This window comes from Actinomycetospora sp. NBRC 106378, from assembly GCF_030269685.1.
In the GTDB taxonomy this organism is placed as follows: Bacteria; Actinomycetota; Actinomycetes; order Mycobacteriales; family Pseudonocardiaceae; genus Actinomycetospora.
The window spans coordinates 157,863-177,353 of the sequence record NZ_BSTT01000006.1 but is presented as its reverse complement, the minus strand read 5'-3'; the positions used below and the strand labels follow the sequence as shown (position 1 = coordinate 177,353).

Here is a 19,491-nt window from a genome sequence, read left to right as displayed (position 1 = left end):
GGCGCGACCCGTCGGAGACGGCGGCGACACCCCGTCGTGATCCCACACGATTACCGGGCGCCTCGGCTCACTCGAACGGGGCGACCTGGTGGCCGTCCGGTCGCGCACTCGGCCGAACGGGGGATTAGCTCTGCGTCACCAAGCGACTGCGGGGAGTCGCGATCCGGAGTTCATCCCAGGGAGCCCTCATGCCCATCGTCCGCCGTGCCGCGGTCGCCACCGCCATCGTGGCCACGGGCCTCACCGTCTCCGCCGGCATCGCCTCGGCGGCGACCGACGACGGCTCGTCCGGGTCGTCGTCGCACACCTCCTCGAACTCGAGCTCGCACTCCTCCTCGCACTCGAGCTCGCAGTCCGGCTCGCAGAAGAGCTCGAAGTCGTCCTCCTCGACGTCCTCCTCGGCCGGGACCCGGAGCGCCGACTCCGGCTCGTCGTCCTCGGACTCGGGGTCGGCATCGACCCGCTCGGCGTCGACGCGCTCGGCGTCCAGCTCGACCCGGTCCACCGTCAGCCAGAGCTCGGGTGGGTCGTCCAACCACATCACGGCGACGAGCACGACGCGCGGCGGCGGACTCGGCGACACCACCGGCGGGAACATCACGATCACGTCGCGGAACACCAGCGACATCGGGAACGACAACGAGATCCTGAGCGGTAACAACGTCGCTACCGCCGGCGGCTCCATCGTCAACGGCAACACCACGACCGTCACCACGACCAACGGCACCACCACGACGACCACGACCGGCGGCACCGGCACCGGCACCGGCACGACGGGTACCGGTGGCACGACGGGCACCGGCACCGGCGGCACGACGGGCACCGGCACCGGTGGCACGACGGGCACCGGCGGCACGACGGGCACCGGTACCGGCGGCACCACGGGCACCGGCGGCACGGGGACCGGCGACGGCGGACTGGGTCTCGGGCTCGGCGGGGACCTGGGTGGTCTCGGCGGTCTCGGACTCGGCGGTGGTGCGCTCGGCGGGACGGGTACCGGCACAGGCGGGGACGCGACCGGCACGGGCACCGGCGGCCTGTTCGGCCTCGGCCTCGGGGGGCAGCTCGGTGACCTCGGGCTCGGCCTCGGCGGCGGTGCCCTCGGCGGCACCGGGACGGGCACCGGCGGGGACGCGACCGGTACCGGGCTCGGAGGTCTCCTCGGCGGCGGCCTGGCCGGCGACCTGGGCGACCTCGGTGGCCTCGGCGGTGGCCTCGGCGCCGGCGGCGGCACGGGAAGCGGGACCGTCGGCGGCCTCCCGGTCGTCACGGTGCCCTCCGGCGCCTCGGCCGGCGACCTGGCCGCCTCCATCCGCGACGCCCTGACCGCCGGCCTCGCTCCGCTCGAGAGCCCGGGCTTCCCGTTCGACTACCCGACCACCGGCACGCTGCCCGGCACGGGCACGGGCACGGGCACGGGCACCGGCACCGGCACCGGCACCGGCACCGGGACGGGCACCGGCACGGGCACCGGCACCGGGACGGGCATCGGCGACCTGCCCGGCACCGGGACTGGCATCGGCGACCTGCCCGGCACCGGCACCGGGACCGGCACCGGCGTCGACCTGCAGGGGCTCGTGACCGCCCTGGTCAACTTCCTCGGCATCGCCGGGGCGGGCCAGACTCCGGGGGCGGGCGGCGACCTGTTCCTCAACATCGGCGGGCTGCTCGACGGGATCACCACGAGCCTCGGACTGGGCGCCACGACCGGCTGACCGGCACGGCCACCACGGGCCCGGCCCCGCTCCTCGCGAGCGGGACCGGGCCCGTGGTCGTTCGCCGCCCCGCGGGAACCGGTCCCACCCCGCGGCAGGAAAGCGTCGTTGCTGTCACGCCGTGACAGCAACGACGCTTTCCTGCTACGGGGAGGAGCGCGATTCCCCGGCCGCAACGAGGGTTCCTCACCCGATCTGATCACGCGGTGTCGAGAAACGTACCAAGCGACGTGTAGCCCGCGTTGGACGCTCCGTCACGCCCGGTCGCTTTCCGTGACCAGGCTCTGTCCAAAGGGGAACTCGCATGTCGATCGTCCGTCGCGCCGTCGTCGGTGCAGCCGTCCTCGGAGCCGGACTGGCGTCCACCGCCGGGATCGCGTCCGCCGCGCCGGTCGCGCCGCCCGGGGTCAACGGCGCGATCGCCGCCGCCGACGCCGCCGCGCAGGCGGGAACGCAGGCCGGGCTCGCGGGCGCGCAGTCAGGCCTGAACGCGGCCAACGCCGCCGCCACCGTCGCGAAGGCCGTCGGCGGGGTGAACATCCCGGGTCTGGACAAGCTGCCGGGCTTCACGTCGGTCAGCGAGATCCCGGGTCTCACCCAGGGGCTCGCCGCGCTCCCGTCCGCCGGGGACCTCACCAGCTTCTCGACGCTCCCCACCGACCCGACCGCCTTCGGGGACACCCTCACCAAGGGCCTGCCGACCGCCGACGACCTCTCCCAGGGCCTGAGCCCCGAGGCCCTGACCCCGGACCTCTCGGCGCTCGACAGCCTGCCCGGGGCCTGATCCGGGTTCCTGACGACGGGTTCCTGACGACGGGGACCGGCGCGCCGGGGGCGCGCCGACCTCCGTCGTCGGGACGGGTCAGACCTCCGGCGCCTCCGGTTCGGACGCCTCGTCACGGTCGGCCCACTCCAGCAGCGGGGACAGGTCGAACACGGCCTCGTCGATGCCCGCGTGCAGGTCGCCGAGCTCGGCGTAGCGCGTGGGCATCGTCGCGATCGTGAAGTCGGCCGGCTCGGCCTGCGCGATCTCGTCCCACGTGACCGGTGCCGAGACGATCCCGAGCGGTGTGCCGCGCACGGAGTAGGCGCTGGCGATCGTGTGGTCACGGGTGTTCTGGTTGTAGTCGACGAACACGGTGCCGGGCTCGCGGTCCTTGCGCCACCAGGCGGTCGTCACCAGCTTCGGGGCGCGGCGCTCGACCTCGCGCGCGAACGCCCAGGCGGCGCGCCGGACCTCACCGAACGAGTGCTCCGGGCGGATGCGGACGTAGACGTGCAGGCCCGAGCCGCCGGAGGTCTTCGGGAAGCCGACCGCGCCCAGCTCGTCGAGCACCTCGTGCACCACCGCGGCGACCTGCCGCACCGTGTCGAACCCGACGCCCTCCAGGGGGTCGAGGTCGATGCGCCACTCGTCGGGCGACTCGACGTCGGCGGCGCGCGAGTTCCAGGGGTGGAACTCGACGGTCGACATCTGCACGGCCCACACGACGTCGGCGAGCGAGGAGACACAGAGCTCGTCGGCGGTGCGGTTGTAGCGCGGGAAGCGGACCCGCACGGTCGGCACCCAGTCCGGCGCACCCTTGGGCAGCCGCTTCTGGTGGACCTTCTCGCCGTCCACCCCGCTCGGGAACCGGTGCATCATGCAGGGACGGTTGCGCAGCGCGTTGACGATGCCGTCGCCGACGGAGACGTAGTACTGCGCGAGATCGAGTTTCGTCTCCCCGCGCGCCGAGAAATACACCCTGTCCGGGTTGGTGAGCCGCACCGTGCGGCCGGCGAGGACGAGCTCGGCTGCTTCAGCCACGAGCGCACGCTAGCGGAGGGGAATCCGAATGACCCGTCGGATCGTCGTCATCGGCGGCGACGCCACCGGCATGAGCGCGGCCAACACCGTGCTGCGCCACACGGCGGCCGACGGCGGTGAGACCCCCGAGGTCATCGTCCTGGAGCGGGGGCACTACACCTCCTACTCCGCCTGCGGCATCCCCTACTGGATCGCGGGCGAGGTGACCGAGCGGGACGACCTCGTGGCCCGCACCCCGGAACAGCACCGCGAGGCCGGGATCGACGTGCGGATGCGCACCGAGGCCACGGCGATCGACGTCGAGAGGCAGGTCGTCTCCTTCCGCGCGCTCGACGACGGGTCGGAGGGCGAGCTGGAGTACGACGACCTCGTCCTCGCCACGGGTGCCACCCCGGTCTACCCGCCGCTCGAGGGGATCGACGCCGAGGGCATCCACGGGGTGCAGTCCCTGGAGCAGGGCGAGCAGGTCGTGAAGGACCTCGACGCCTCGCAGGCCCGCCGGGCCGTCGTCGTCGGGGCCGGGTACATCGGTGTCGAGATGGCGGAGGCGATGCTCACCCGCGGGCTCGAGGTCACCGTCGTCGACCGCGCGCCGGAGCCGTTCACCCAGGTCGACCCGGACCTCGGGGCGATCGTGCGGGGCGCCATGGAGGACATGGGCATCACGGTGCTGACCGGCACCTCCGTCGAGGGCTTCGACACCCGGGAGGACGGGCGCGTGGCCGCGGTCCGTACCGGCGACGGCGCGATCTCCGCGGACATCGTCGTGATCGGGCTCGGCGTCGCGCCGAACGTGTCGCTCGCGCGGGAGGCGGGGCTGGCCGTCGGGCGGTCCGGCGGGCTGGTCACCGACGTGCGGATGCGCTGCGTCGGGCACGAGAACGTCTGGGCGGGCGGCGACTGCGTCGAGGTGCACCACCGGCTCTCGCAGCAGGGCGTGGCGATCGCCCTGGGCACGCACGCCAACAAGCACGGCCGGATCATCGGCACCAACCTCGCGGGCGGGTACGGCACCTTCCCCGGCGTCCTCGGCACCGCGATCTCGAAGGTGTGCTCCCTGGAGATCGGCCGCACGGGCCTGGGGGAGAAGGACGCGCGGGCCGCGGGCTACGGGTTCGTGACGGCGACGATCGAGTCGTCGAACGTCGCGGGCTACATGCCGGGCGCGGAGATGATGACGGTGAAGGTCATCGCCGAGGAGCGTTCGGGTCGGCTGCTCGGTGCCCAGATCGTCGGGCGGGCCAACTCGGCCAAGCGCATCGACGTGTTCGCGACCGCGATCTGGAACGGGATGGGGCTCGAGGAGATGACGTTCATGGACCTCTCCTACGCCCCGCCGTTCTCGCCGACCTGGGACGCCGTCCTGGTCGCCGCGCGCAAGGGCGCGAAGGCCGTGCAGGACGACGTCCCGCGCAGCCCGGTCTAGCGCCGCCAGGAGGTCCGGTTGCGGATGATCGCGCCGAGCGAGAGCGAGAAGAACGCGATCGCGATCACCACGAGCCAGATGTCCTCCTGGCGTCCCTCGTGGTTGCCCCAGAGCATGATCAGGCAGATCGCCGCGACCGCGAAGCCCGCGAAGTGCGCGACCTTCGGGTAGTGGCCGTGCCAGCCCCACTCGACCGAGGGCTCCTCGTCGGAGGAGACGCCGTTGACGACGACGGCCCGGTGCGAGTCGCCCTTCGCGACGTCACCGTGGGCCTGACGGGCCGGGCTCGAGCTCGCCACGGGGTCCTCCTGGTCGAGATGGGTGGTTCGGCGGCCAATCTATCGGTCGGCACGGCCCACGGCAGTTCGTGGGGCGGGTGACCGCGCCGAACGCCCGGGGTCACGCCAGGATGGGCGGCGATGAGCACCGCGCGCCCCGTCGTCCTGCTGGGTTCCACCGGATCGATCGGCACCCAGGCGCTCGACCTCGTCCGCGCGAACCCCGACCGCTTCACCGTCACCGGTCTCGGGGCCGGCGGCGGCCGTCCCGAGCTGCTGGCCGCGCAGGCCGCCGAGTTCAGGGTCCCGACGGTGGCCGTGGCCGACGAGGGCGCCCGCGCGGCGGTCGCGGACGCGCTGCGGGCGGCCGGCAGCGACGCCGAGGTGCTCGCGGGGACCACGGCGCTGACCGACCTGGCGGGCAGCGGCGCCGCGGGCACGACCGTCCTCAACGCCGTCGACGGTTCCCGCGGCCTCGCGCCGACGCTGGCCGCGCTGCGCAGCGGGGCGACGCTGGCCCTGGCCAACAAGGAGTCGCTCGTGGCCGGCGGGCCGCTGGTCACCCGCGCCGCCACCCCGGGGCAGATCCTCCCCGTCGACTCCGAGCACTCGGCGATCGCGCAGTGCCTGCGCTCCGGCGCCCTCGGCGAGGTCGACCGCATCGTCCTGACGGCGAGCGGGGGCCCGTTCCGCGGTCGCTCGCGCGCCGAGCTCGCGTCGGTCTCGCTCGACGACGCCCTCGCGCACCCCACCTGGGCGATGGGCCCCGTCGTCACGCTCAACTCGTCGACGCTGGTGAACAAGGGGCTCGAGCTCATCGAGGCGCACCTGCTGTTCGCCGTGCCCTACGAGCGGATCGACGTGGTGGTGCACCCGCAGTCGGTGGTGCACTCCATGGTGACCTTCGCCGACGGCGCCACCATCGCCCAGGCCAGCCCACCCGACATGCACCTGCCGATCGGCCTCGCGCTCGCCTTCCCCGACCGCCTGCCCGGCGCCTCGCCCCGCGAGACCTTCGCCGCCGCCCGCTCGTGGACCTTCGAACCGCTCGACGTGGCCGCCTTCCCCGCCGTCGACCTCGCCCGCGCCGCCGGGTCCGCCGGGGGCTGCCTCCCGGCCGTGTTCAACGCCGCCAACGAGGAGGCCGTCCGGGGTTTCCTCGCCGGCCGCGGCACGTGGCTCGGGATCGTCGACACCGTCGCCGACGTCCTGGGCGCGGCCACCGACTGGGCGGGCGACCCGCGCGACGTCGACGACGTGTACGCGGCGGAGGCGTGGGCCCGCACCCGGGCGGGGGAGCTGCTGGCGGCCTGAGCCCCGCCCCACGCCGAGATCACCGGGGCGCCCGCTACCGTGGCGCTCCGTGATGCTCGTCCTCGGGATCGTGCTCTTCGCGATCGGTCTGCTGTTCTCCATCGCCTGGCACGAGCTCGGTCACTTCGTCGCCGCCCGTCGCTTCGGGGTGCGCGTGCCCGAGTTCATGGTCGGGTTCGGTCCGACGGTGTTCGCGCGGCAGCGCGGTGAGACCTCGTTCGGGATCAAGGCGATCCCGCTCGGCGGCTACATCCGCATGATCGGGATGATCCCGCCGGCGCCGGGCGAGCGGATCGGCCGCAGCCGCCGGTCCGGTCCCTTCCAGGGGCTCATCGACGACGTCCGCGCCGACTCGGCCAAGGACATCCGCGCCGGCGACGAGGACCGGCAGTTCTGGACCCGCAAGCCCTGGCAGCGCATCGTCGTGATGTTCGCCGGGCCGTTCATGAACCTGATCCTCGCCGCGGTGCTCTTCATCATCGTGCTGATGGGCTTCGGCATCCCGACCGCCCAGCCGGTCGTCTCCTCGGTCAGCAAGTGCGTCGTCCCCGCGTCGCAGGCGACGACCACCGACCAGTGCCCGCCCGGCGCGCCGCTGACCCCGGCCGCGCAGGCCGGCTTCCAGGCCGGCGACCGCATCGTCAGCTTCGACGGCCGCTCGTACGACTCGTGGGCGGACATGCAGCAGGCCATCCGCGCGGCCTCGGGCACCGTCCCCGTCGTCATCGACCGACCCCTTCCCTACGGCGGGTCGCGGACGCTGACGCTCTACCCGCGGCTCATCCAGACCCAGCTGCTCGACCTCGACTCCGTGCAGAACCCGTCGGCGCCGAAGTACGTCACGGGGTCCTTCCTCGGCCTGAGCCCGATCCAGCCGGTCACGCGGCAGAACCCCGTCCAGGTGGCGGGCTACGTCGGGGACATGGGTGTGCGCGCCGTGCAGAGCATCCTCGCGCTGCCCGCCAAGATCCCGGCGCTGTTCGGCGCGGTGTTCCTCGGGGAGCAGCGGGACGTGAACGGTCCGGTGAGCGTGGTCGGGGTGTCGGTGCTCGGCGGTGAGGTCCTCGCCTCGGACAACCCGGTCGCCGGCGAGATCGCGTTCATGCTGCAGCTGCTCGCCGCGGTGAACGTGTCGCTGTTCCTGCTGAACCTGCTCCCGATCCTCCCGCTCGACGGCGGGCACATCGTCCCGGCGCTCTGGGAGGCCGCGAAGAAGCGGATCGCCCGCATGCGCGGGCGCCCGGACCCGGGGCCGGTCGACATGGCCAAGCTCATGCCGGTCGCGTACGCCTTCGCCGTCGTGATCATGCTCTACGGCGGGCTCGTGATCCTGGCCGACATCGTCAACCCCATCAAGCTGCCGCTGTAGGTGAACAGCAGTCGGCGTCACGGTGCCGACCACGGCATCGTCGGGAAGGCTTCGGCATAGTGGAGGCATGACGATCGACCTCGGCATGCCGGAGGCTCCCGCGGTGCTGGCGCCGCGGCGCAGGACCCGCCAGCTCGACGTCGGCGGCGTCGGCGTCGGGAGCGACCACCCGGTGTCGGTGCAGTCGATGACCACGACGCTGACGTCGGACATCAACGCCACCCTGCAGCAGATCGCGGAGCTCACCGCCGCGGGCTGCGACATCGTCCGCGTGGCGGTGCCGAGCGCCGACGACGCCGAGGCGCTGCCGGCGATCGCGAAGAAGTCCAACATCCCGGTGATCGCCGACATCCACTTCCAGCCGAAGTACGTGTTCGCCGCGATCGACGCCGGTTGCGCGGCCGTGCGCGTGAACCCGGGCAACATCAAGAAGTTCGACGACAAGGTCGGCGAGATCGCCAAGGCCGCCAAGGACGCGGGCACGCCGATCCGCATCGGCGTCAACGCCGGGTCGCTCGAGCCGTCGATCATGGCCAAGTACGGCAAGGCGACGCCCGAGGCGCTCGTCGAGTCGGCGCTGTGGGAGGCCTCGCTGTTCAGCGAGCACGACTTCCACGACATCAAGATCTCGGTCAAGCACCACGACCCGGTGACGATGGTGCGGGCCTACGAGCTGCTCGCCGAGCAGTGCGACTACCCGCTGCACCTCGGTGTCACCGAGGCCGGGCCGACGTTCCAGGGGACGATCAAGTCCGCCACCGCGTTCGGCGCGCTGCTGTCCCGCGGCATCGGCGACACCATCCGCGTCTCGCTGTCGGCTCCGCCGATCGAGGAGGTCCGGGTGGGCCTGTCGATCCTGGAGTCGCTGAACCTGCGGCCGCGCAAGCTCGAGATCGTGTCCTGCCCGTCCTGCGGGCGCGCGCAGGTCGACGTCTACAAGCTCGCCGACGAGGTGACCGCCGGCCTCGAGGGCATGGAGGTCCCGCTGCGGGTGGCCGTCATGGGCTGCGTCGTCAACGGTCCGGGTGAGGCCCGCGACGCCGACCTCGGGGTCGCCAGCGGCAACGGCAAGGGCCAGATCTTCGTCAAGGGCGAGGTCATCAAGACCGTGCCGGAGGCGCAGATCGTCGAGACCCTCATCGAGGAGGCCATGCGCCTCGCCGAGGAGGCCGGCTCCGACGAGGAGCTGGCGGGCGGCGTGGCCGGCGGGGCGCCCACGGTCACGGTCGGCTAGGTGGCTTCGCCCGTGGTGTGATCGGGGCGATGAGCACCTTCGACGACCTCGACACCTTCGTCGCCACCCGCCGCCAGGCCGGGCTCGCACTCTCGCCGGACGGCGCGCGCCTGGTCACCACCGCGGCCGAGCTCTCGCCCGACGCCACGCGGTACGTCACCTCGGTCTGGGAGATCGACCCGCGCGGCGAGGAGCCGGCCCGGCGGCTGACCCGGTCCTCGAAGGGGGAGGCCTCGGCGGCGTTCGCGCCCGACGGCGACCTCTTCTTCACCTCGGGGCGCCCCGACCCGTCGTCCGAGGCGGCGGAGGACGAGCCGTCCGCGCTCTGGGTCCTCCCGCACCACGGCGGCGAGTCCCGGCGGGTCCTGACGGCGGGTGACGGCGTCTCCGCGTTCCAGGTCGCCCGCGACTCCGGACACGTCGTGGTCGCGACGACGGTGCCGGTGGGAGACGGAGCGCAGCGGAGCTCGACCGATGAGGTGGGAGACGAAGCGCAGCGGAGCTCGACCGATGAGGTGGGAGACCCTCCCGCCGACCAGGACGAGGACCCTGCCGGTGCGCTGCGCGCCGCGCGGAAGAAGGCCGGGGTGAGCGCCCGCCTGCACACCCGCTACCCGGTCCGGTTCTGGGACCACGACCTCGGGCCGGGGCGCCCGCAGATCCGCGTCCACGAGCCGCTTGCGGCGGACCGGCTGGCGCCGGCCGCCGTCGTCGTCGACCCGCTGGAGCCCGGACAGCGGCTGCGCGAACACGCGATCAGCCCCGACGGGCAGGCGCTCGCGGTGGCCGTCGACGTCCGCGACGCGGAGGACCCGGCGGCCGTGCGGGTCCGGCTCGAGGTGCGGCGGGGGTCGGAGGCCGAGGTGGTGGCGGACGAGCCCGGTGTCGACCACGAGCGGCCGACGATCACGCCCGACGGCCGGTGGCTGCTGTGGATCCGCGAGCGCCATGCGCAGCCCGGCCGCGCCCCCGCCCACACGCTGCTGGCGCGGCCGCTCGACGGCGGGGAGACGACCGTCGTCCTGCCGGAGGGGCGCCTCACACTGCAGTCGGTGGTGGGTGCCGCCGACCGCGACGCCGTGTACGTCACCGGCGACGAGCAGGGGCACTGCCCGGTGTTCCGGGTGTCGATCACGACGGGGGAGACCGTCCGGCTGACGCGCTCCGGGGCCTACTCCGACGTCGTCCCGACGCCCGAGGGCGGCGCGCTCTACGCCCTCCGCTCGGCGCCCGACGCGCCGCCGACCCCGGTGCGGCTCGACCCGTACGGTGCCGACCAGGACCCGACGACGCTGCCGGGGGCGACGGAGATCGATCCGTTGCCGGGCTCGATGACCGAGGTGACCGCGACCGGCTCCGACGGGGCGGCCCTGCGGGGCTGGTTGGCGCTGCCGGAGGGCGATGGGCCGCACCCGCTGCTGGTGTGGATCCACGGCGGCCCGTTCAACTCGTGGAACGCCTGGACCTGGCGGTGGAACCCGTGGACGGCGACCGCCCGCGGCTACGCGGTGCTGCTGCCCGACCCGCGCCTCTCGACCGGCTACGGCCAGGACTTCATGGACGTCTCGTCCGGGGCGTGGGGCGGGCTGCCGTACACGGACCTGATGGCGCTGACGGACGCCACCGAGGCGCTCCCGGAGATCGACGCCTCGCGCACCGCGGCGATGGGCGGGTCCTTCGGCGGCTACATGGCCAACTGGGTCGCCGGGCACACCGACCGCTTCGACGCGATCGTCACGCACGCCTCGATCTGGCACCTCGACGGCTTCGTCGGCACCACCGACGGCTCGTACCACTGGACCCGCCAGTGGGGCGACCCGATCGCCGACCGTGAGCGGTACGACGAGCACTCGCCGCACCGGTTCGCCTCGTCGATCACGACGCCGATGCTGGTGATCCACGGCGACAAGGACTACCGCGTGCCGATCGGGGAGGGGCTGCGGCTCTGGTACGACCTGCAGCGCCACGGGGTGGAGTCGCAGTTCCTGTACTTCCCCGACGAGAACCACTGGGTGCTCAAGCCGGGCGACGTCAAGGTCTGGTACTCGACGGTCTTCGCGTTCCTCGACCACCACGTGCTCGGGCGGGAGTGGACGCGGCCGGCCCTGGTCTAGACAGACGAGACGCCCGCCGCGACGGTGCGGCGGGCGGAGGGGGAGCGGGGTCGGGGAGGGACTAGCGGCGGGTGCGGCGCGGGTTCGCGACGCTGCCCCGGCGCGCGATGGCCTCGAGGGCGGCGGTGGCGTCGCTGGCGTCGATCTCGTCCCGGGTGGTGTCGTCTGCCATGGGTCCAGGGTCCCTGGTCGAGCTGTGCAGGTCATGTCCTGACACTGTGGCGATCATGACGGTCGGATGAAGCAACCCGCCACAGGTGTACGCACCGTGCACGGTTGATGGCGCCCCCGGTGTGGCACTCTTGCATCGTGCTCCGTACCGCCGGTGCGCGGCTCCTCGACGACCGTGACCGGTCGAGGGTGCGCGGTGTTCTCGACGCTGACCCGGTCGCGACCTGCATGGTCGCGTCGCGGGTCGAGACCGTCGGTGTCGAGCCCTGGCGTCTGGGCGGCGAGCTGTGGGGCGTCGGCGGCCGGCTGGACGGGCTGTGTTTCTCCGGCGCCAACCTCGTACCGCTGCGCGGGGAACGGGCCGCGGTCCGCGCGTTCGCCGAGCGCGCCCGCCGCAACCGGCGCACCTGCTCGTCGCTGGTGGGCCGCCGCGAACTGGTGCTGCCGCTGTGGGAGGAGCTCTCCGAGCACTGGGGCGAGGCCCGCGAGGTGCGCCCCGACCAGCCGCTGATGGCCACCGACTCGAACCCGTCGATCATCCCCGACCGCGAGGTCCGGCAGGCCCGACCCGAGGACATGGAGCGCTACCTCCCGGCGGCGATCGCGATGTTCCTCGAGGAGGTCGGGGTCGACCCGCGGGTCGGGGACGGCGGGGCGGGCTACCGCGCGCGGGTCTCGGAGCTGATCGCCTCGGGGCGCGCCTTCGTGCGGTTCGAGCAGGGCGAGGTCGTGTTCAAGGCCGAGGTCGGGGCGCTCTCGACCCGGGTCGGGCAGATCCAGGGCGTCTGGGTGCACCCCGACTGGCGCGGCCGGGGTCTCGGTCAGGCCGGCACCGCCGCGGTGGTCGACCACCTCGTCCGCGCGGGCCGGATCGCGTCGCTGTACGTGAACGCGTTCAACACCCCGGCCCGGGCCGCCTACGCGCGGGTGGGGTTCGAGCAGGTCGCGAGCTTCGCGACGGTGCTGTTCTGACGCCCTTCGCGTGGCAGGAAAGCGTCGATGCTGTCGTCCAGTGGCAGGAACGCCGCATCGTCAGGTGGGGCGCCTGACGAGAGCCCGCCGCGAGGGTGACGTGAGGCAGCGTCGGGGGCCCTCCGGCCTGCTTGGCGTGCACCTCGCGGGGCAAGCCTCGCCGCGCGCCGGGTCGCCCGCCGCGAGGGTAACGAGAGGCAGCCGTCCGGGCCCGCCGACATGCCTCACGTACACCTCGCGGCGGGAGCCGCACCCGCCGTCGGGAAGATCCTGACGAGCGGAGCGAGATGGTCGCTGAGCGAGCACTTCGCTCCGCGGGATGAGATCTTGGCCGGACGGAGCGCGGCGCACCGCGAGGGTGACGTGAGGCAGCGTCGGGGGCCGTCCGACCTGCCTGGCGTGCACCTCGCCGAGCGAGCCCGGACCCGCCGTCGGGAACGAGGAAGCGGCGAACCTGCCGCTGGATGCCAGCAACGACGCTTTCCTGCCACGAAGGACGGGGGAGGGACCGGCCGCCTACCCTCGATCCCGTGCGCACCCGTGCCCTCGCCCTGATCGACCTGCTCGCCGTGCTGGTATTCGCCGCGATCGGCCGCCGGTCGCACGAGGAGGACCTGGCGGTCGTCGGGATCGCCGTGGTCGCGGCGCCCTTCGTGCTCGGCGCGCTGGTCGGTGCCCTCGCGAGCCGTTCGTGGCGTGACCCGCTCTCGTGGCGGTCCGGGGTCGCGGTGTGGCTCGGCGCCGTCGTCGTCGGGCTGCTGCTGCGCTGGGCGTTCGTGGACACCCCGCCGCTGAGCTTCATCATCGTCGCGACGATCTCGCTCGCCGTGCTGGTCCTCGGGTGGCGCGGGGTGGTGCGCGCCGTCACGGCGGTGCTGGGGAGGCGTCAGCGGCAGGAAGCCTAGGGTGGAGGGCATGCCGGTGCGTGCCCCTCTGCGCCCCGGGCGGCAGACGCCTCTGCGCCCGGTGCCGTCGTCCATCCCGCGGCCCGAGTACGTCGGGAAGGCCGCGCCCGCGCGCTCGACCGACCCGTGGGTGCAGGACCCCGAGGTCATCGAGAAGATGCGCCACGCGAGCCGGATCGCGGCGCAGTCGCTGCAGGCGGGCGGCGAGGCCGTGAAGCCCGGGGTCACCACCGACGAGGTCGACCGGGTGGTCCACGAGTTCCTCGTCGACCACGGCGCCTACCCGTCGACGCTCGGGTACCGGAACTTCCCGAAGTCGTGCTGCACCTCGCTGAACGAGGTCATCTGCCACGGCATCCCCGACTCGACGGTGATCGAGGACGGCGACATCGTCAACATCGACGTCACCGCCTTCATCGACGGCGTGCACGGCGACACCAACGCCACGTTCCTCGCGGGCGACGTCGCCGAGGAGGACCGCCTCCTCGTCGAGCGCACCCACGAGGCGACGATGCGGGCGATCAAGGCCGTCAAGCCGGGTCGTGAGCTGAACGTCGTCGGGCGGGTCATCGAGGCCTACGCCAACCGGTTCGGCTACGGCGTGGTCCGCGACTTCACCGGCCACGGCATCGGGCGGACGTTCCACAGCGGGCTCGTGGTCGTGCACTACGACGACCCGTCGCGGCACGAGATGCTCGAGCCCGGCATGACGTTCACGATCGAACCGATGATCACCCTCGGGTCGATCGACTACGACATCTGGGACGACGGCTGGACGGTGACGACGAAGGACAAGTCGCGCACCGCCCAGTTCGAGCACACGATCCTGGTCACCGACACGGGTAGTGAGATCCTGACGCTGCCGTGAGGCCGCACGTCCTCGCGAGCTGCGCCGTGTCCCTCGACGGCTTCCTCGACGACGCGACCCCGCAGCGCCGCGTCCTCTCCGGTCCGGCCGACCTCGACCGGGTCGACCAGGAGCGCGCCGGCGTCGACGCGATCCTCGTCGGCGCGGGCACCGTCCGCGCCGACGACCCGCGCCTGCTGGTCCGGTCCGCCGAGCGCCGTGCGGCCCGGGTCGCCCGAGGCCTGCCGCCGAGCCCGCTGCGGGTGGTCCTGACGACGGGTCTGATCGACCCGGCAGCCCGGGTCCTGAGTGGGGACGCCGAGACGATCACCCTCGCCGGCACGCCCGACGAGGTGCTCGACGCGCTCGGTCGCCGCGGCGTGGTCCGGCTCATGGTCGAGGGCGGCGCGACCGTCCTGCGCGAGTTCCTGACGGCGGGTCTGGTCGACGAGCTGCAGCTGGTCACGGCCCCGCAGCTGGTGGGCGACGGTCCCCGGTTCACCGGCGGCGGCCGCCCCCCGCACCTGGTCGAGACCCGCACGATCGGCGACGACGTCCTGCTCCGGTACCGCTTCGGCGACGCCGACGACCGCCACCTCGCCGAGGCCTGCCTGCTCGCCGAGCACTGCCCGCCGTCGGCGACCGCGTTCAGCGTCGGGTGCGTGGTGGTGGCCGACGACGGCACGGTGCTGGGCCACGGCTGGTCCCGCCGCGACCACCCGCTCGACCACGCCGAGGAGGGCGTCCTCCGCGCGCTCGGCCACGACCCGCGGCTGCGCCGGGCGACGCTCTACAGCTCGCTCGAACCGTGCGGCGAACGCGGCTCACGCCCCGACCCGTGCGCCGCGCTCATCGCTCGCGCCGGCATCCCGCGGGTGGTCCACGCGTGGCGCGAGCCGCCCGACTTCGTCACGGCGCCGAGCGGGTCCGAGCAACTCGAGGCGGTCGGGATCGAGGTCGTGCAGCTGTCGCGGTGGGAGCCGCTGGCGCGCAGGTGCGCACAGCGCACGTGAGCACTGACGGTCGCTAGAGCGACCCCGAGTGCTCATTTGGCGGAGCCACCTCGAAGTGCACCGTCGACCACGGGTCGGGGCGGGCGTCGAACACCTCGACCAGCCCGGGGAACGCCCGCCAGAACGCGAGCGCACCCGGCACCGAGGCGTTGGTGTGCAGGCAGACGATGTCGAACCGCTCCACGGCCCAGTCCACGGCCGCGCGGGCCAGCGCCCGCCCGACCCCGCCGCGTCGGGCGGACGGCGCCACCCACACCCGGCAGACCTGGCCGACCGACGTCGACGCGTAGCGCTCCGCCAACCACGACGGGACGAACTCGGGCTGCGGCCCGCCCGGCCGCACCGACGCGGTCCCGGCCACCGAGCCGTCCGCGCCGTAGGACACGAGCAGCACCCGGTCGTCCTGGTCCAGGTAGGCCGCGGCGAGGTCGTCGACGTCGGTGTGGAAGCGCGGGTCGTGCCCGCCGAGCTCCACGAGCATCGCCCGCATGTGGCGCTCGACGGCGGGCAGGTCCTCGCGGGTCGCGGGTCGCACGGTCGACTCCCCGAGAACGACGGTCATCGTTCCACTCTTGCACACGGGAGGCAGCAGACACAGCTGAGCGACTGATCGTCACGCGCTGCGGTCAGGGTGCCCTCAGAAACGCAGGTCGGGACCCTCGGTAGAGCACCCCGAGCCGCTGCGTCGCGCGGGTGAGCGCCACGTAGAGGTCGGCCGGGTTCTCGGCGAGGACGCGGTCCGGGTCGACGACGAGCACGGCGTCGAACTCCAGGCCCTTGGTCTCCGCGGCCGGCACCGCGCCCGCCGTCCCGGGCGGCCCGATGACCACGCTCGTCCCCTCCCGCGTGGCCTCCGCCGCCTCGAAGGCGGCGATCGCCGCGGGGAGCCCGGCGTCGTCGACCCGGCACGACCACGGCACTACGCCGGGCGCGCGCACCGACTCGGGCGGCCGGACGTCGGGGGCGTAGGAGGCGAGGACCCGGGTGGCGACGGCCAGGATCTCGGCGGGCGTGCGGTAGTTGACCGTCAGCGCCCGGTGCACCCACCGTCCCGGGACGTACGGGTCGAGCATGGCGGCCCACGACCGGGCGCCCGCGGCGGATCGGCGTTGCGCGAGGTCGCCGACCACGGTGAACGACCGCGCCGGGCAGCGCCGCATCAGCACCCGCCAGTCCATCGCGGAGAGCTCCTGGGCCTCGTCGACGACGACGTGACGGTAGGTCCAGTCGCGGTCCGCCGCCGCGCGCTCGGCGAGGTCCCGGGTGTCGATCTCCACGAACCGGTCGGCCAGGACCCCGGCGTGGGTGAGGTCCTGCACGGTCACCCCGAGGTCCTCGTCGAGCTCCTCCCGGTCGAGGGTCATCACCTCCAGCACCCCGGCCGCGTACTCGGCCTCCTCGTCCCGTTCCCGACGGCGGGTCGCGGCGGCCGCCCGCTCGGCCGCCGGATCCGTTCCGAGCAGGTCGACCAGCTCGTCGAGCAGGGGCACGTCGGAGACGGTCCAGGCGTCACCCTCCGCGCGGTGGAGCACGGGGTCGTCGGTGGAGGTGTAGAGCTCGGCGAGCAGGTCGGCCGGGGTGAGGACCGGCCACAGGCCGTCGAGCGCCCGCGCCAGACCCTCGTGCCCGGCGACCTCCGCGGCGACGTCGGCCCGCAGGGAGCCGGCGAGGTCCCGCCCGATCCGGCTCAGGGCCCGTTCGGTGAGCGCCCACGTGACGATCTCGACGAAGACCTCGCGGGCCTCGTTGTGCGGCCGCCCGCTCGCCCGCGCCTCGTCGCGGGCCCAACCGGCGACGTCGGCGCCGAGGTGGACCGTCGTGTCACCCAGCCTGACCGGTACGGGGTCGTCGGGCAGGCGTTGCCGGTCGGCGACGGCTGCGGCGAGCACGGGCAGGACGTCGAGCGACCCCTTGCGGCGGGCCGCGTCCGGGGTGTCCTCGCGGGTGACGTGCAGCCCCGGGACGAGATCACCCGGCATCGCGAAGACGACGTCGGACTCGCCGAGCGAGGGCAGGACGGCCTCGACGTGGCGGACGAACGACCGGTTGGGGCCGACGACCAGCACGCCGTGCCGCTCGATCCGCGCGCGGTGGGTGTAGAGCAGGTAGGCGACGCGGTGCAGCGCGACGACCGTCTTCCCCGTCCCCGGGCCGCCCTCGATGACCACGACACCCGCGTGGTCGAGCCGGATGATCTCGTCCTGCTCCGCCTGGATCGTGGCGACGATGTCGCGCATGCCCTCGCCGCGCGGGGCGTTCACGGCCGCGAGGAGCGCCGCGTCGGGGTCGTCGCCGCCGTCTCCCTGCAGGTCCTCGTCGGTGATCGAGTCGAGGTGGCGCCCCCGGGTGTGGAACTGGCGGCGACGCCGCACGCCCTCGGGACGGGCACCGGTGGCGGTGTAGAAGGGCCGGGCGGCCGGGGCGCGCCAGTCGACGAGGACCGGCTCGTCGGTGGCGCGGTCGCGCAGCCCGATCCGCCCGACGTAGGTGGCCGCGCCGCGCTCGGGGTCGAGGCGCCCGAAGCACAGCCCCCGGTCGGCGACGTCGAGGCGCCGCATCCGGGTCGCGGTCTCCCGGACCCGGACGTCCCGGTCCATCGCCCGCTCCCCGTCCTCGCCGCGCAGCGCCGCGGCGTACTCGTCGTGCACCGTCGCGCGCTCGGTGTCGAGCCGGTCGTAGAGCTCCGCCAGGTGCTCGCGCTCGACCTGCAGGTCGTGGTGTCCGGTCACGGTCCCCCTCGTCGTTCCCGCTGGTCAGCGGACTGCGAGGGCAGAGTGTGCGGCCGGCTCCGGGTCTTGTGGCAAGCCCCCCGCTGCGCTATACGTTGAACACGGCGGACCGCCCTCTCGTGGCAGGACGTCGTTGCCGGCATCCCGTGGCAGGAACGCCCCGTCGTCGGGCAGGCCCAGGACCGTGATCGCGGCTTCGTGAGCGACACGCGCAAGCCGTGCCGCGACGCACTCACGAACAGTCCGCGCGGGGTTGTCGAGAACCGCCGTCCGGCTCCGTCCCGGGGATGCCATCCGCGACCGAAGGAGCACCCCGTGACCACCATGGACGCCCGCACCGTCACCGACACCCTCGCGAAGCCCGTCGCGCAGGAGCTGCTGTTCTCCGACGTCCCGGCCCGGTTGTCCTACGTCGGGCTGGACGGCGACCCGCGCGTGGTGCCGACCGCCTTCTGGTGGGACGGGACGGCGATCGTCATCACGACGGTCGTGCACTCCGCCAAGGTCGCGGCGATCACCGCCCACCCGCGGGTCGCCCTCGCGGTCGACCGGCCCGGCATGCCGCCGCGTTCGCTGCTCATCCGGGGCCGGGCGGCGATCGAGGTCGTCGACGGCGTCCGCGAGGAGTTCGTCGCCGCCTCCCGCAAGATCACGCCGGCCGAGGCGATGCCGCAGTGGGAGGCCGGGGTGCGCGCGCTCTACCGGCAGACGGCCGTCCTGACCATCACCCCGGACCACGTCGTGCTGCACGACTTCGAGACCACGATCCCCCAGGCCGTCGCGGACCTGATCGCGCAGCAGGGCGACCCGCGCTGACGGGTCACAGCTGCGTGGCCCCGCCGTCGACGGGGAGCTCCGCCCCGGTCGTGTAGGTCGCCTCGAACCCGAGGAACGCCACCGCGGCGGCGACCTCCTCCGCCCGGCCGAGGCGGTGCATGGGGTTGCCGGCCTCGAACCCGTCCAGCACCCGGCGGGCCTCGTCGGCCGGCAGGACGCGCTCGACGATGCCGGTGTCGACGGCGCCGGGGCTGACCGCGTTGACCCGGATGCCGCGGGGGAGGAGCTCCCGGGCGAACGACCGCACCATCGAGCGCAGTGCCGCCTTCGTCGCCGCGTAGACGCTCGAGCCCGGCAGGCCACGCACGTTCGCGACGGACGTCGTCACCACCACCGACCCGCCGTCGGGAACGAGCGGGAGGAGGTGCTGCAGCAGGAAGAACGGGCCGCGGGTGTTGACGGCGAACAGCTCGTCGTAGCCCTCCTCGGTGACGTCGCCGACCGGGGCGAACGCCGTGACCCCGGCGTTCAGCACGACCAGGTCGGCCCGGCCGAGCTCCCGTCCCACGCGGTCGCGGAGCGCGAGGACGTCATCCCGGTCGCCGACGTCGCCACGGACCCCGACAGCCCGCGGGCCGAGGGAAGCCAAAGCGCCGTCCAGTCGCTCGCCCGACCGGCCCGTGACGAGCACCCGCGCCCCGTCGTCGACGAACCGGTGCGCGCACGCCAGCCCGATCCCGCTCGTCCCGCCCGTGATCACCACGGTGCGGTCGTCGTAGCGCCCCACGTCTCCTCCTCCGTCGCCGGAGCTCCACCGTCC

17 protein-coding genes are annotated in these 19,491 nt (G+C 73.7%); 12 read left to right on the top strand and 5 right to left on the bottom strand.

Annotated features, from left to right (window positions below; translation table 11 throughout):
• Positions 1 to 188: 188 nt before the first annotated feature.
• On the top strand, positions 189 to 1,715 hold the full coding sequence (locus QSK00_RS15930; RefSeq protein WP_285592105.1) for a hypothetical protein: 1,527 nt from the start codon (positions 189 to 191) through the stop codon (positions 1,713 to 1,715).
• Between the two features lie 304 nt (positions 1,716 to 2,019).
• Positions 2,020 to 2,499, top strand: a complete 480-nt coding sequence (locus QSK00_RS15925; protein ID WP_285592104.1) for a hypothetical protein — start codon at positions 2,020 to 2,022, stop codon at positions 2,497 to 2,499.
• A gap of 78 nt (positions 2,500 to 2,577) precedes the next feature.
• On the opposite strand, the gene ligD is transcribed toward QSK00_RS15925, so the two are convergent.
• Positions 2,578 to 3,522 carry a non-homologous end-joining DNA ligase gene (ligD, locus tag QSK00_RS15920; protein ID WP_285592103.1) on the bottom strand — a complete coding sequence of 315 codons (945 nt, stop codon included), beginning with the start codon at positions 3,520 to 3,522 and terminating at the stop codon, positions 2,578 to 2,580.
• Between the two features lie 28 nt (positions 3,523 to 3,550).
• Between ligD and QSK00_RS15915 the strand changes: the two genes are divergently transcribed.
• The gene (locus tag QSK00_RS15915) at positions 3,551 to 4,948 is read left to right on the top strand and encodes an FAD-dependent oxidoreductase (protein WP_285592102.1); all 1,398 of its coding nucleotides are present in this window, start codon (positions 3,551 to 3,553) and stop codon (positions 4,946 to 4,948) included.
• Here QSK00_RS15915 and QSK00_RS15910 read toward each other — a convergent pair.
• Positions 4,945 to 5,247, bottom strand: a complete 303-nt coding sequence (locus tag QSK00_RS15910; protein ID WP_285592101.1) for a DUF2631 domain-containing protein — start codon at positions 5,245 to 5,247, stop codon at positions 4,945 to 4,947. The two genes, QSK00_RS15915 and QSK00_RS15910, sit on opposite strands and share 4 nt — an antisense overlap.
• 120 nt (positions 5,248 to 5,367) lie before the next feature.
• Here QSK00_RS15910 and dxr point away from each other — a divergent pair, with 120 nt between their 5' ends.
• The 8 genes from dxr to QSK00_RS15870 all read left to right on the top strand — a co-directional run bounded on the left by dxr (position 5,368) and on the right by QSK00_RS15870 (position 15,165).
• Entirely contained in the window at positions 5,368 to 6,540 is a 1,173-nt protein-coding gene (gene dxr / locus QSK00_RS15905) for a 1-deoxy-D-xylulose-5-phosphate reductoisomerase (protein ID WP_285592100.1), read from the top strand.
• A gap of 52 nt (positions 6,541 to 6,592) precedes the next feature.
• On the top strand, positions 6,593 to 7,909 hold the full coding sequence (locus QSK00_RS15900) for a M50 family metallopeptidase (protein ID WP_285592244.1): 1,317 nt from the start codon (positions 6,593 to 6,595) through the stop codon (positions 7,907 to 7,909).
• 67 nt (positions 7,910 to 7,976) lie between these two features.
• Complete coding sequence (ispG, locus tag QSK00_RS15895) at positions 7,977 to 9,143, top strand: flavodoxin-dependent (E)-4-hydroxy-3-methylbut-2-enyl-diphosphate synthase (RefSeq protein WP_285592099.1); 1,167 nt, start codon at positions 7,977 to 7,979, stop codon at positions 9,141 to 9,143.
• A 29-nt stretch (positions 9,144 to 9,172) separates the two neighbouring features.
• Positions 9,173 to 11,257 carry a S9 family peptidase gene (locus tag QSK00_RS15890; RefSeq protein ID WP_285592098.1) on the top strand — a complete coding sequence of 695 codons (2,085 nt, stop codon included), beginning with the start codon at positions 9,173 to 9,175 and terminating at the stop codon, positions 11,255 to 11,257.
• A gap of 309 nt (positions 11,258 to 11,566) precedes the next feature.
• Positions 11,567 to 12,400, top strand: coding sequence for a GNAT family N-acetyltransferase (locus tag QSK00_RS15885; RefSeq protein ID WP_285592097.1), 834 nt, complete (start codon positions 11,567 to 11,569; stop codon positions 12,398 to 12,400).
• A 530-nt stretch (positions 12,401 to 12,930) separates the two neighbouring features.
• The gene (locus tag QSK00_RS15880) at positions 12,931 to 13,305 is read left to right on the top strand and encodes a DUF3054 domain-containing protein (protein WP_285592096.1); all 375 of its coding nucleotides are present in this window, start codon (positions 12,931 to 12,933) and stop codon (positions 13,303 to 13,305) included.
• A 10-nt stretch (positions 13,306 to 13,315) separates the two neighbouring features.
• Complete coding sequence (map, locus tag QSK00_RS15875; protein ID WP_285592095.1) at positions 13,316 to 14,173, top strand: type I methionyl aminopeptidase; 858 nt, start codon at positions 13,316 to 13,318, stop codon at positions 14,171 to 14,173.
• Complete coding sequence (locus QSK00_RS15870; RefSeq protein WP_285592094.1) at positions 14,170 to 15,165, top strand: dihydrofolate reductase family protein; 996 nt, start codon at positions 14,170 to 14,172, stop codon at positions 15,163 to 15,165. Before map ends, QSK00_RS15870 begins: the two co-directional genes overlap by 4 nt.
• Positions 15,166 to 15,178: 13 nt before the next feature.
• Here the strand turns inward: QSK00_RS15870 and QSK00_RS15865 are convergent, their stop codons facing one another.
• A complete protein-coding gene (locus tag QSK00_RS15865) occupies positions 15,179 to 15,727 on the bottom strand; it encodes a GNAT family N-acetyltransferase (RefSeq protein ID WP_285592093.1) in 549 nt (182 codons plus the stop codon).
• A 64-nt stretch (positions 15,728 to 15,791) separates the two neighbouring features.
• Positions 15,792 to 17,894, bottom strand: coding sequence for an RNA polymerase recycling motor HelD (gene helD, locus QSK00_RS15860; protein ID WP_285592092.1), 2,103 nt, complete (start codon positions 17,892 to 17,894; stop codon positions 15,792 to 15,794).
• A 324-nt stretch (positions 17,895 to 18,218) separates the two neighbouring features.
• On the opposite strand from helD, the gene QSK00_RS15855 reads away from it, so the two are divergent.
• Complete coding sequence (locus QSK00_RS15855; RefSeq protein ID WP_285592243.1) at positions 18,219 to 18,710, top strand: pyridoxamine 5'-phosphate oxidase family protein; 492 nt, start codon at positions 18,219 to 18,221, stop codon at positions 18,708 to 18,710.
• A 4-nt stretch (positions 18,711 to 18,714) separates the two neighbouring features.
• Here the strand turns inward: QSK00_RS15855 and QSK00_RS15850 are convergent, their stop codons facing one another.
• Positions 18,715 to 19,458: an SDR family oxidoreductase gene (locus tag QSK00_RS15850; RefSeq protein WP_285592091.1), complete on the bottom strand. Its 744-nt coding sequence runs from the start codon at positions 19,456 to 19,458 to the stop codon at positions 18,715 to 18,717.
• Positions 19,459 to 19,491 lie beyond the last annotated feature (33 nt).